At 37.2% G+C, this 13375-nt stretch carries 12 protein-coding genes, 1 tRNA gene and 1 other RNA gene; 2 read left to right on the top strand and 12 right to left on the bottom strand.

Going from position 1 to position 13375, the window contains the following annotated elements:
* Positions 1 to 440 precede the first annotated feature (440 nt).
* The 4 genes from recR to HMPREF3270_RS02450 form a co-directional block, all read right to left on the bottom strand.
* Entirely contained in the window at positions 441 to 1037 is a 597-nt protein-coding gene (gene recR / locus HMPREF3270_RS02435) for a recombination mediator RecR (RefSeq protein ID WP_002480399.1), read from the bottom strand.
* A 6-nt stretch (positions 1038 to 1043) separates the two neighbouring features.
* Positions 1044 to 1361, bottom strand: coding sequence for a YbaB/EbfC family nucleoid-associated protein (locus tag HMPREF3270_RS02440; RefSeq protein WP_002480398.1), 318 nt, complete (start codon positions 1359 to 1361; stop codon positions 1044 to 1046).
* Between the two features lie 209 nt (positions 1362 to 1570).
* Complete coding sequence (gene dnaX / locus HMPREF3270_RS02445; RefSeq protein ID WP_070867157.1) at positions 1571 to 3301, bottom strand: DNA polymerase III subunit gamma/tau; 1731 nt, start codon at positions 3299 to 3301, stop codon at positions 1571 to 1573.
* Between the two features lie 68 nt (positions 3302 to 3369).
* Complete coding sequence (locus tag HMPREF3270_RS02450) at positions 3370 to 3897, bottom strand: GNAT family N-acetyltransferase (protein WP_002480396.1); 528 nt, start codon at positions 3895 to 3897, stop codon at positions 3370 to 3372.
* A 225-nt stretch (positions 3898 to 4122) separates the two neighbouring features.
* Between HMPREF3270_RS02450 and HMPREF3270_RS02455 the strand changes: the two genes are divergently transcribed.
* Positions 4123 to 4308: a hypothetical protein gene (locus HMPREF3270_RS02455; RefSeq protein ID WP_002480395.1), complete on the top strand. Its 186-nt coding sequence runs from the start codon at positions 4123 to 4125 to the stop codon at positions 4306 to 4308.
* 48 nt (positions 4309 to 4356) lie between these two features.
* Here the strand turns inward: HMPREF3270_RS02455 and HMPREF3270_RS02460 are convergent, their stop codons facing one another.
* Positions 4357 to 5538 (bottom strand): MFS transporter, encoded by a 1182-nt coding sequence (locus HMPREF3270_RS02460; RefSeq protein WP_002480394.1) that lies wholly within the window; start codon positions 5536 to 5538, stop codon positions 4357 to 4359.
* 126 nt (positions 5539 to 5664) lie between these two features.
* On the opposite strand from HMPREF3270_RS02460, the gene HMPREF3270_RS02465 reads away from it, so the two are divergent.
* On the top strand, positions 5665 to 6573 hold the full coding sequence (locus tag HMPREF3270_RS02465) for a LysR family transcriptional regulator (protein ID WP_002480393.1): 909 nt from the start codon (positions 5665 to 5667) through the stop codon (positions 6571 to 6573).
* A gap of 95 nt (positions 6574 to 6668) precedes the next feature.
* On the opposite strand, the gene ffs is transcribed toward HMPREF3270_RS02465, so the two are convergent.
* From ffs to HMPREF3270_RS02500, 7 genes are all read right to left on the bottom strand, one after another.
* Positions 6669 to 6936, bottom strand: an RNA gene (ffs, locus tag HMPREF3270_RS02470) — signal recognition particle sRNA large type.
* A gap of 88 nt (positions 6937 to 7024) precedes the next feature.
* Positions 7025 to 7747, bottom strand: coding sequence for a trehalose operon repressor (gene treR / locus HMPREF3270_RS02475; protein ID WP_371106795.1), 723 nt, complete (start codon positions 7745 to 7747; stop codon positions 7025 to 7027).
* A gap of 42 nt (positions 7748 to 7789) precedes the next feature.
* Complete coding sequence (gene treC / locus HMPREF3270_RS02480; RefSeq protein ID WP_070848068.1) at positions 7790 to 9436, bottom strand: alpha,alpha-phosphotrehalase; 1647 nt, start codon at positions 9434 to 9436, stop codon at positions 7790 to 7792.
* 97 nt (positions 9437 to 9533) lie between these two features.
* Positions 9534 to 10961 carry a PTS system trehalose-specific EIIBC component gene (treP, locus tag HMPREF3270_RS02485; protein WP_002480390.1) on the bottom strand — a complete coding sequence of 476 codons (1428 nt, stop codon included), beginning with the start codon at positions 10959 to 10961 and terminating at the stop codon, positions 9534 to 9536.
* Between the two features lie 138 nt (positions 10962 to 11099).
* On the bottom strand, positions 11100 to 11489 hold the full coding sequence (locus HMPREF3270_RS02490) for a VOC family protein (RefSeq protein ID WP_070848070.1): 390 nt from the start codon (positions 11487 to 11489) through the stop codon (positions 11100 to 11102).
* A gap of 178 nt (positions 11490 to 11667) precedes the next feature.
* A tRNA-Ser gene (locus HMPREF3270_RS02495) sits at positions 11668 to 11760 on the bottom strand.
* A gap of 135 nt (positions 11761 to 11895) precedes the next feature.
* Positions 11896 to 13368: a glutamate synthase subunit beta gene (locus tag HMPREF3270_RS02500; protein ID WP_070848072.1), complete on the bottom strand. Its 1473-nt coding sequence runs from the start codon at positions 13366 to 13368 to the stop codon at positions 11896 to 11898.
* Positions 13369 to 13375: the final 7 nt, after the last annotated feature.

Below are 13375 nucleotides of genomic sequence, written 5' to 3' on the forward strand. Positions count from 1 at the left end.
TTGACATATTGTCATTCAGTTTTCAATGTTCATTCGGTTTATTTTTCCGACTCACAAGAATCAATTATACTCTCTTAAAACTTCAAAGTCAACACTTTTTTAAAAGTTTTTTTAAGAAGTTTTTTCTATGTGATTGTTGAAGTTATTTGTTTCGTTCGTTCAACAGGTATTAACTATACTAGCTTCTGCGTTTTTTTGCAACCCTTAAAACCCATCTTTTTTCGCTCTTAAACTACTCGATGACGCTATTTTCCGTACTTTTATTCTGATGAAACTTGTAATGTTCGTTAAATATCCCCTTACATTTCTATAACCCTTCACAATCTCTTAACATTCCTCACAAAAACCAAACTTTATTTTTTCTAAAAAAGTTTTAAAAAAGTGCAGAAGGGCATAATAAGAGGTTGAACCTCTAGTATTATGACACTTCTGCACTGATTTTACATCTCTGTTCTGCCAGCAATTGCGCGTGACAAAGTCACTTCATCTGCATATTCTAAGTCTCCGCCTACAGAAAGACCTTGCGCCAATCTTGTTACTTTAATACCGATTGGTTTCACAAGTCGAGAAATATACATTGCTGTCGATTCACCCTCTAAGTTAGGATTCATCGCAAGAATCAATTCTTTTACTTCTTCATCTTTTAATCGTTCTATTAATGAAGGAATATTAATATCCTCCGGCCCGATACCATCCATTGGAGAGATTGCACCATGCAATACATGATATAACCCTTTATACTCCCTCATTTTTTCCATTGCAATAACATCCTTGTCGTCTTCAACCACACAAATGACAGAACGATCTCTCTGTTTATCTTGGCAAATATAACAAGGGTCTTCTTCAGTAATATGACCACATGTACTGCAATATGTTAATTCACGTTTGACATCTACAAGCGCTTTTGCGAATTGAACGACGTCATCTTCTTTCATATCTAAGACATGAAATGCCAGACGTTGTGCCGTTTTCGGCCCAATGCCTGGCAATTTCATGAAACTATCAATAAGTTTCGAAATTGGTTCTGGATAATGCATGGCTTATCACATTCCAGGAATGTTCAAGCCTTTAGTGTGTTTGCCTAAGCGTTCTGATGTTAATTCATCTGCTTTATTCATCGCTTCATTTGTAGCAGCTAACACTAAATCTTGAAGCATTTCAACATCATCTGGGTCGACTGCTTCTTCATTGATTTCAACATCCACGACTTCTTTATGACCTGTTACAGTTACAGTCACCATACCGCCGCCTGCTGTACCTTTAACTCTTTCGTCTTTTAATTTTTCTTGCTCTTCAGCCATTTTCTTTTGCATTTTCTGCATTTGTTTCATCATTTGTTGCATATTTCCGCCACCGCGCATAATATAGTTCCTCCTTAGATTCTAGCTTTATTATTCAACATAAGTCTAAGATACAAGAGTTCAATCGTATTCAATCGATTTTTTTACTTATAATGGAAGAAACCCATTATTTACTCTCCTATCTCTTCTATTGATATGCAAATTATAACACAAAGCACACAGGTCTTTCGACAATGATGGTATCTGAAAGGCTGTGTGCTGTATTTTCTTTATTCTTCATCCATGACATGAACAGTGTCTTCACCAAACATGTCTTTGGCTTTTTGAACAATATCATCTTGAGGCGCTTCTTGTTTCGTTTTTGTTTGGTTTGCTTGTTGATTACGTTTTCGATTTTGAAGATATTCAGAGCGTACTTGCATCCATTGGTCTGCAGGTACACCGACAACTGCAACATCTTTGTTGATAATACTGCGTACAACTTCTTCTAAGTTTTTACGTTTCTCATCATCGTCATTTACGATTTCACAATGAATCTCTGCTTCAAATTGAACCAAGACGCTTTTTTCACTCGCTGCGACTGGAATAGAGTTTTGCAATAAACTCACCAACGCTTTTTGATTGTGATTTTTCGCATGATCAATTACTTCTTGCCAATGCTCTTTTAATAATTGAATATCTTCTTTATTCGCATTATCTAGTACCTTCGCAATTTGCGTCATAGAGTAACTATTCTTACTCTTACGACGCCCTCTAGGGGCTGTATGTTGCTTAGGTGGTGTGTTCACTTGTGGAACACCTTGTTGTTTTAAAGCGTGCAATTCTTGCTCAAGGTGTTCTAAACGTTGTAATAAAGCACTATTAACATCATTGGCACCTGCTGTTTGCGTTGCTTGCGGTTGATTCATTGAAGTTTGAGGCTCTGATGTTTTAGAAGCTCCACCCGCTTTAATCAATTCCGCCAATTTAACTAATAATACTTCAAAGTGTACGTTTTGATTTACACTAAAACGCACAGATACTAATGTATCATTAATTAAATCAATCATTTTATATAAGGTATCAAAGTCAAAGCCCATCAAAGCATCATATTCTGTTTGATTTTGGGCTGTTTTATTCATAATCGTATCACGTACAAAGTAAATCAGATCATTAATTAAACGATTGACTTCCTTACCGTCTTCTATAAATTGATGATAGCGTGCAAAAGCTGCTTTCATTTCTCCATTTGCGACATCATTTAATAAAGCATTCAGAGAAGCTTCATCTACACTACCAGTTACATTCAACGCATCTTGCAATGTTAAGTGTTCATCACCGAATGCAATCGCTTGGTCCATGATACTCAATGCATCACGCATACCACCTTCTGATGCTTTCGCAATAAACGCAATCGCTTCTTCATCGAATTCAATATGTTGAGATTTTGCAACATAACGCAAACGATCAATAATTTGATCTAAACTGATAGCTTTGAAATCAAAGCGTTGCGCACGTGAAATAATAGTAGGCGGAATTTTATGCGGTTCCGTTGTCGCCAGAATAAAAATAGCATGTGCTGGCGGTTCTTCTAACGTTTTTAACAACGCATTAAATGCACCCGTTGTCAGCATATGCACTTCATCGATAATATAGACTTTATATTTTGATTGTGATGGTGCGTATTTCACTTTATCTCGTATGTTTCTGATTTCATCGACACCATTATTACTTGCTGCGTCAATTTCAATGACATCTGAATTAGAGCCTTGCGTAATACTCTTACAAATGTCGCATTCATTACAGGGTTCTCCGTCAACGCTGTTAGGACAGTTGATTGCTTTCGCAAATACTTTCGCAATACTCGTTTTCCCAGTCCCTCTAGGACCGCTGAAAATATAAGCATGCGATTGTTTACCTTTAGCAATCGCGTTACGGAGCGTCTTAGTTACATGCTCTTGTCCAACCACATCACTGAAACTTTGTGGTCGATACATTCTATATAAAGCTTGATAATTCACTTTCGCACCTCCGAATACAAATCATCATTATTATAGCACGCAGACAGGATGCAATGCGATGATAGAAATCAAACTTCATTTTCAAAGATTAACTGTCCTTGTGGATGCGCATCTAAAGTATCCCACAATAGATAAACACTATATTGATCTATATCTTCACCCTCTGGAACTTCTACACTGAAATTACTTAAAGGGATAAAACCGAGCGATCTAAAATAATCTGGTTCACCCTCTACAATAATTTCATTATAGCCAGCCTCTTTTGCTCGGCTTTCTACTGCTTCTACCAAAGCCTTGCCGATTCCATATTCTCTATAATCCTCTTTCACAGATAATGAACGTATCATTAAAGGGCGCTGTATATCTTCTTCATTTCGAATCAACTCTTGCATCATCAAAATATGACCGACGATTTCATTATCATCAGTACGCGCAATCATTTCAAAATCATGATTATAGTTAGGCAAGCGTCTTAATTCACGCAAACTATCTTCGTAATATTCCCCTTCGAAGAGCCCTTCACTGTCTTTTTTGTCTTTTAAGTGTGCAATCACTGGATAATCGTTTTCTGTTACTGTACCTAGAAATATCTGCATACGTTCCCCTCCGTTATTCAGTAAAAAGTAATAAGTACATTATAACGTAACTTACTTTTTTCTCTTATTAATATGGGTTTATGCATTTTCGTCAATCGCTAAAAACCCATGACGCTCCTTTTTTGAAGAAATTATATAATATTTGTAAAATTAATGTAAATTATGTGATAAGATATGAGTTAACTAAGTCAGCATTGTCAAAATCCATTAAGGGGGGCGACACACATGGTAATGAAAAATAAAGCTTATACCCTTTTAGGCATCGTGTTTATTGTATTGTGTCTAGCCAATTTTGTTGTTTTGTATAATATATGGGCAGTTCTGCCAGGCTTGATTTGTGGCATCGTCTTTTTACGCTATGGTATTCAATTCAAAAGCGCAGAAGAAATTTTAAAAGAAAAAACACTTTGAACTAAGAACAATGCGGTATACCTCTTTACAGGTACACCGCATTTTTGATTAATATTCCATTGTTTTATGTTTACGACCATGCATGAAATAATAAAGCGCAATTACACCAACTAGTAATAATGCCATTAACATATAAAGGTTTCGATAGCCTACGCTACCAATTAAAATGCCGAGTAACGTTGGACCAGCACCAGCACCTAAATCCGCAAAGATATAGAATGTTGAAGTCGCAAGTCCAATCTTTTCAGGTGGTGAGGCTTGAATCGCAATCGTTTGGAAAGATGGAATTAATGTACCATAACCAATACCGATGAATATAGCTGAGAATAATAACATCCAGCTGCTATGCGTCACACTTAATAACACTAAGCCAATGACGAATAGTACTAACACAGGATAAACAACTTTATTCGCACCATAATTATCGAACACTTTACCTGTAATCGGTCTGACAACGAACGTACTAAATGCGTAAACCACAAAGAAGAAACTTGCGGCAGCCGCTAAACCAATGTGACTGGCATACGAATCTAAGAATGCGAGTACGCTTGAATATGCAATCCCTACAAAGACAATGACAATAGAAATCGGTATGGCCTGTTTTTGTAGAAATTGGCCGATGCCTTTAGCTGAATTCACTTCTTTATTCTCTGCATCTACCATAGGTTGTCTAATATTAGAGATAAAGAGTGATAAAACCCCAGCAAGTAAGATACAGATTAAACATACAATGAAGTTACTTTCAAAACTGAAGCGTTGGTTGATTAAAATACCTAAGAAAGGACCAATCGCTGAAGCTACTGTTGTACTTAGTGCGTAATAGCCGATACCTTCACCTTTTCGATCTTCTGGCACAATCGTAGATGAATACGTTCCTGTTGTTGTAGAAGCCATCCCAAATGCGATACCATGGATTAAACGCACAATGATTAAAACTAATAAGCTATGAATAAGGAAATACAACGCTATGGCCACAAATGAAAAGACCAAACTTGCTAAAAGTGTCTTTTTCAAATTAAGCTGATCAATATATTTCCCAGTAAATAAACGCCCGAATAACATTCCAATAATAAAGATACCAGCAGCTAAGCCACCCATACCTTCTCCCGCATGGAAAGTATCTATTGTAAAAGAAGTTACAGTTACGATTAAGGCGTAATGAATGATATACATTAAGAAGTTAATCAATGTAATAAATATAAAATCTTTCGTCCACAAATGACGATACATATTTGTACACTCCCTCTATACGTCACAAAATTTTCAATGAAACTATTATAATCATAAATAACACTAATGTATAATGGAATTTATTAATGTTTTCATAAGCAGAACTAATGAATAAGAGGTATAGTTATGAATTTCACACAGTTATATTATGTTAAAACAATCACTGAAACAGGTTCAATTACAAAAGCAGCAACCTTATTACATATCACGCAATCCGCGTTAAGTCAGTCTATCTCTCATTTAGAAGACGAGTTAAATTTAAAGCTGTTTCAACGTCAAAAAAGCGGTACGACTTTAACACCGCAAGGCAAAGAAATATATCCCTTCATCTTAGATCTGTTAGAACAAGAATCCACACTTTACGAGAAAATTGAAACTTTGAATTCAGAAATGAAAGGGACCCTTTCAATCGCTACAGTTCCAAGTTTATTTATGACTATCGTCCCAAGTGTAATGTCTACATTTAAAAGAGACAACCCCAATATTGATGTACAAATTACTGAAGCTGAAAATGATGAAGTTCAACGTTTAGTTGTCAGCGGAGAAGCTGACATCGGTTTATATACTATCTTAAAAGAAGAAGACTTAGACGTACGTGGTGCACGTTATGCGCCATTATTCTCTAGCGGTTTTACCGCTATTGTCCCAAGTGACTCTAAACTTGCTTACTATAAACAACTTTCACTAGAAGATATCAAAGGCTTCCCCTTCATTCTATATGATCGCAACTTCTATAAAAAGAACATCCAAAATTTCGAAGAAAAGAATGGTTCAATCAACCTATTATTTTCCACTGAAAACGTCGGTGTATTATTCAATTCTGTTGCGGAAGGCTTAGGTATCAGTATTCTGTCGGATTTAATGGTAGAAAGCACACCTTATTATCAACGCGATATGATTACTACAGTTTCTGTAGGTGCACCATTTAATCAAATGATAGAATACGGAGTCCTTTATATGGAAGATTCCGAGAAACAAAAACAGATTTCAGAGTTCACGAAGTATTTAGTTAAAGCTGCCCATGACAACCATTAAATAATCCAAATTAAAAAGTGCTTTCATAAGATAAGTTTCAACCTACCTTATGAAAGCACTTCTTTATATATTCGTTCATTATAGACATAAAAAAACCGCGCAACTTTGCTTTGAATGTGTATCATGAACGTTACCAAAGTCGACAGCTAAATCTCGGCTACCCTACGGCACATATGATAATCCACTTAATGCTGCTTCCGTCAGGACCTGACATGATTCATGGGTTCATATTGCATAGGACCGAAATCTTCAAACACCTCGTGCTTTGGGCAGACTTCACAAGTACACACCCTAGGCAAAGTATTCAGTCTCGCATAAGCGGATTTCGAGAATAGGGAACCGCTACCTCCCCACCTAGCACGGCAAGTTATATCTTACTATATATTAAGCAGGTAATGCAAGTATTAATGATTTGTAAATCTTCCTCTTAATAAGTGCTTCATTTTCTTCCTTATCTTCTTGAGAAATCCACAAATCTGAATTCAGTCGCAATATGTTTTGCGATATTGTATTGGAATTTCGTTGTATCTTTTAAATGCACGACACCTCTGACGGTGGCAGTGTAAGGTGGATTTACTTGTCCGAAAGCTTCATATTCCGCTTCTCCAAACGCCTCAAACGTAATGGCCTTACTAGAATAACTAATCTCTTGTTTAAGTTGTTGCTCAATATATTCATAAAGCGAATTTTTCACAATCGTTTCAGTTAAACCTGGAACGGCAGCTTCCACCAAGTAATCTTCATCTATAATTTTGACTCTGCCATCCATTTTACGATAACGCACAAGATGCCACAACACGGCATTGTTAGTTAAATCTAGTGCTTCTTGGACAGCAGGAACTTCTTGTGCTCGTACAGTTTCTAATAATTTCACTTCTGTTTCTAAAGTAATCCCTAAATTTTGTTGGACCTCTTTGAAACTTGTCAGCTTAGAAAACGGAAATTCTTTAACACCTTGATAAATCACAATTGAGCCTTTGCCTCTGATTTTTTGAATCATACCTTCACTGACCAATAAATTCAGTGCACGACGTACTGTTTCACGAGAAGCGTGATACATTGTGACCAAATCATGTTCAGAAGGCAGTTGTGCCCCATATTCCAACTTTTCATTTACAATTTGCGTTCTTAAATCATCATAAATCTTGGTGAATTTCTTCGGTTTCGTCATCATCGTTCTCACTCTATCCTTCATTCGTCTTAATCGTTATAGTGCCTAGTTATCCTCTTGTGCAATGACAATCGCACCATAACCTTCAATTTCTCCATCTACAATCGTACCGCGCTCTAAAACAACCTCTCCTGTTGTTTCAAGATCTTCTGGTAATAAAGCCACTTCTTTACTAAAGTTTGCGATTACCAACCATTGTTGATTTTGATACGTACGACGATAAATCATTAATTGCTTATCATCCATATATAACGGCGTTATATCTCCATACGTTATAATATCATGTTCATGACGTAAGCGGATTAATTCACGGTATGTTTGTAAAACAGAATGTTCATTTTCAATTTCATCTTCAACATTAATATAACGTGCGTTGTCTGGAATATCAATCCAAGGTGTGCCACTTGTAAAGCCAGCATTTTCAGCCGGTGTCCACTGCATTGGTGTACGTGAATTATCACGAGATTTTTGCGCAAGAATCTGCATAATACGTGCTTCTTCTACACCTTGTTCTTTTAAATTACGATACGCATTCAACGATTCAACATCGCGATATTGATCAATACTTGTGAAATGCGGATTAGTCATTCCGATTTCTTCACCTTGATAAATATAAGGTGTCCCTTGCAGCATATGCAGTGCTACAGCTAACATTTTCGCACTCTTTTGACGTAATTCCTCTGTTGAATCATCTCCAAAACGAGAAACAACACGGGGCTGATCGTGATTGCACCAGAAGATTGCGTTCCAACCGCCGCCTTCATGAATACCCATTTGCCATTCCATCAAAATGCGTTTAAGTGCTAAGAAATCATAATCTGCATACGTCCATTTTTCACCATTCTCATAATCTACTTTTAAATGATGGAAGTTAAACACACTATTTAATTCTTCACGCTCTGGTTTTGTGTACTTAATACAATTTTCAATCGTAGTTGAAGACATTTCTCCGACTGTCATTAAGTCTTTGCCTCCGAATGTTTCTCGATTCATTTCATGAATGAATTCATGTACACGTGGACCATCTGTATAGAACTCTTTCCCAATCGCTTCAGAATCTTTGAATTCATCTTTGGAAATTAAATTGATAACGTCAAAGCGGAAACCATCTACACCGAAATCAATCCAATAATTGATCATGTCGTATAATGCTGCTCTCACTTCAGGATTTTCCCAGTTTAAATCTGCTTGCGTCACGTCAAAAAGATGTAAGTAATATTCATCGGTTTTTTCATCATACTTCCATGCATTACCCCCAAATTTTGACTCCCAGTTTGTCGGAGGCGTACCTTCTTTTGCGGGCTTACGGAAGAAGTAATAATCACGATATGGATTTTCTTTTGATGAAATCGCTGATTTAAACCACTCATGTTCTGTTGACGTGTGATTGATGACGATATCCATCATCACTTTTAAATTATGCGCATGCGCTTCATCTAGTAAACGTCTTAATTCTTCTTTCGTTCCGAAGTCTTCATTAATATTATAGTAATCACTGATATCATAACCATTGTCACTCATCGGTGATTGATACACTGGTGTTAACCAAAGGTAATCGACACCTAAATACTCTAGATAATCCATCTTTTCAATAATCCCGTTTAAATCTCCTACACCATTTCCTGTCGTGTCGTTAAATGATTTTGGATAAATTTGATAAACAACAGACTTTCTCCAATCGTTATGTTTCATAGTATGATCACCTTTTCCTCTCTCTTTATAAAAAAACAGAACACCTTTTATATGATGTTCTGTTTTTTAAACGTACGTTTTATATATCTATAATAACTTAATCTACCATTTCTTTTGCTTTTGTTTTCGCAAATTTTGAGAAGATGACTGTTAGAATGGCAGGTACAATCACCGCAATAACTGTACAAATCGCATAGACTACCCAGTATTCTTTTTGGATAGAAATGATTGCAGGCACACCGCCGACACCAACGTTACCTAATACTTTGCTGGCACCGATGAAAGCACCAAGCACACCTGATGTTAAAATTGCCGCAACAAATGGATATTTTAATGGAATGTTTACCCCGAACATTGCAGGTTCTGTAACACCTAGTAAACCAGACACACTTGATGTAATTGCTAAACCTTGTTCTTTTACCATCTTACGACGTTTGTAGACGTACCAAGCACCAAGCGCTGCTGAACCTTGACAGATATTTGAAATCGCAAGAATCGGCCATAAGTATGTCCCTTTTAATGAGCTACCCATTAATTGGAAGTCCACAGCTAGGAACATGTGGTGTAAACCTGTAATTACAAGCGGTGCGTAGAATAAACCGTAAATCGCGCCGCCTAACCAACCTGCGCGGTTGAATAAGAATGTAACGACATCTGTAATACCTGTACCAATCCATAAAGCAATCGGTCCAATAACTAAGAATGCAAGGAACCCTGTTACTAATAATGCGATAGGGCCTACAACTAACATCTTAATTGAGTCATGAACGACTTTGTTTAAGCCTTTTTCAATTTGTGCTAAAACATAAGAAGCTAATAATACGGGTAATACTTGTCCTTGATAGTTTAACTGTTTTACATCTAATCCGAAGATATGCCAAACAGGAATCTTAGATCCTTCATTTAAAGCATATTGCGATACCAATTGCGGATGCATTAAGACAAGTCCTAATACTAAACCAAGTACTGGGTTACCACCGAATACACGCATACTACTCCAACCAATCAACGCTGGCAAGAAGATAAAAGCGGTTGTCGCAATCACGTTCACAATATCTGCGAAGTCATGAATTTGCGGGAATTGTTTCACTAATGGTTGCGGACCGAATAAGTCCTCCATTGTTAAAAGGTTATAAATCCCCATTAATAAACCGGCAGTTACGATAGCTGGTAAGATTGGGATGAAGATATCCCCTAATAATTTTACGAGTCTCTGCAACGGATTACCTTTTTTCGCAGCCGCTGCTTTTACTTCATCTTTAGAAGCCCCTTCTTTACCGACTTCATTCATAAAACGTTTATATACTTCATCGACTGTCCCTGGACCAATGACAATTTGATATTGATTATCCGCTTTAAATTGTCCTTTAACGAGCGGATTCTCACTTAATTCATCCTTATTTACTTTATCATCATCTTTTAATACTAAACGTAATCTCGTGACACAGTGCGTCGCTGTCTCTAAGTTTTCAGCTCCCCCGATTGCTTCCACAATCTGTTTAACATCTTTATCTTTTACAGCCATCTGACTCACTCCCTTTATTTTATCTTTGAATCTATTGTACTTGTCTAGACAAGTTATGTAAAGGCTTTCATCAGAAATATTTTTAAAAAAGCGATAATCCTACAAAAAGATTACCGCTTCTTCGCTAAAACACCATCACTATGGACGCTCTATAATTTGAATTAAATTACCGCAAGTATCATCAAACACCGCAAACTTTACACCATTTCCCATATCCATAGGTGCCATAGTGAACCCTACACCTTGTTCTTTTAAATTTTGATAAGTTGCTTGTACATCCTCTACATCAAACATCGTGCAAGGAATCCCTTCTTGCTTCAGACCATCTTGATAAGCCTTTGCGACAGGATGTTGATTAGGTTCTAATAATAATTCAGTGCCTTCAGGATTCTCTGGTGATACAACTGTCAGCCATCTGTATTCTCCCGCAGGTTCGTCTGCATGTTTTTGAAATCCTAATACTTCAGTATAAAATTTTAATGCATGGTCTTGATCTTCCACAAAAACACTTGAAACTTTAATTTCCATATGAGTGTACCTCCGTTGTTTCGTCACTCTTTCATTCCTTAATTTTGCACAATTTAAACCTATAGTTGAACCAAACCCTATAACGTTGAAGTTATAACAGAAACTAAAAAGGCAATCATTCAACGTAACAGTTGAGTGATTGCCTTTTTATATCTATTAGTCTTGGATTTAAAAATAATGGCGGAGGAAGAGGGATTCGAACCCCCGCGAGCCGTTAAGCCCCTGTCGGTTTTCAAGACCGATCCCTTCAGCCGGACTTGGGTATTCCTCCAAAATAAGCACAAGAACTATTATATGATATTTATAAAAAGAAGTCAACATTGCTTAAAAAATTAATGTTAAGTTTTGTGAGAATGACGCAAAATTAAAACACACAGCCATTTGATTATAGCTGTGTGTTGTATTATTAACTGAATACAGTTTGTTTTTGTAGATATTTGTGTACAGCTTTCGCAACACCGCGTCCTTCTTTAATCGCCCAAACGACTAAACTTTGACCACGTCTCGCGTCACCTGCCGCAAAGATATGCGGTTGACTTGTCGCATAATCTTTATCATTCGCAACGATACTGTTACGTTCTGTTTTTAAGTTAAAGTCATTCGGTACGGTATTTTCAGTACCGATAAAGCCAATTGCTAACAAGACTAAGTCAGCTGGCCAATGACGTAAAGTATCATTCATTTCTGTTGAACCATCTGGTAGTTGTCGCAATGTTTGCGTATACACACCACGTACATTACCAAGCTTATCAACGTCGTAACGCATAGAGTTTTCACCATATGCACGTGGTTCAAAACCGAATTTTTCTTCGTATTCACTATGCGCATAATCCATTTTAAAGACTGGCATAGACATCGGCCAATATGGATTACCTTCTATTTCATAACGCTCTGGTAATCTTGTGAACTGGTTGAACTGTACAATAGATTTACAGTTTTCACGTAAAGCTGTTGCGACACAGTCGGCACCTGTATCACCGGCACCGATTACAATCACATTTTTACCTTCTGCACTGATTGTCGCATCTTCTGGTTTCAATTCACCATTTAAGATTTGTGTTTGTTCTGTTAAATAATCTAAGGCAAAATGGATACCTTGTCCCATACGGCCTTCAAGCGGTAAATCTCTCGCTTGATGTGATCCAGTACAAACGATAATCGCATCAAATTGTTCATCTAACGTTTCCCGGGAAATATCGACACCAATTTCAGTATCAGTAACAAATTTCACACCCGCTTCTTCCATCAAATGAACTCTGCGACGAACAACTGCTTTATCCAATTTCATATTTGGAATACCGTACATTAATAAGCCGCCTGGTTCATGGGCACGTTCATAAACTGTCACATCATACCCCTTCGCATTCAATTCATCCGCAGCTGTTAAACCAGCAGGCCCACTTCCGACAATCGCAACGGATTGTCCTAAGCGTTTCTCTGGTACGCGCGGTTGTACCCATCCATTTTCAAATGCTTCATCAATAATCGTTCTCTCAATCCCCTTGATTGCGATCGACTCTCGATTAATTTTCATCACACACGCTTGTTCACAAGGTGCTGGACAGACACGTCCTGTAAAGTCAGGGAAGTTATTAGTTTCAGAGAGACGTTCATAAGCCTCTCTGAAATCACCGTGATAAACTAAATCGTTCCATTCTGGAATATAGTTACCGATTGGACAACCGATTGTTTGTCGTCCTAAACTTTGACCTGTTTGACAAAACGGTGTACCACAATCCATACAACGCGCACCTTGACGCTGTGCATCTTCTTTAGTGAAACGCTGCTGGAATTGAAGATAGTTCGTTAAACGCTCTGCTAACGAAAGTTCCGGCAGTGCTTGTTTGTCATATTTCATAAAACCTTTGAATTCACCCATATCTAAA

The sequence above is a fragment of the Staphylococcus sp. HMSC65H10 genome (assembly GCF_001839185.1).
GTDB lineage: Bacteria > Bacillota > Bacilli > Staphylococcales > Staphylococcaceae > Staphylococcus > Staphylococcus simulans.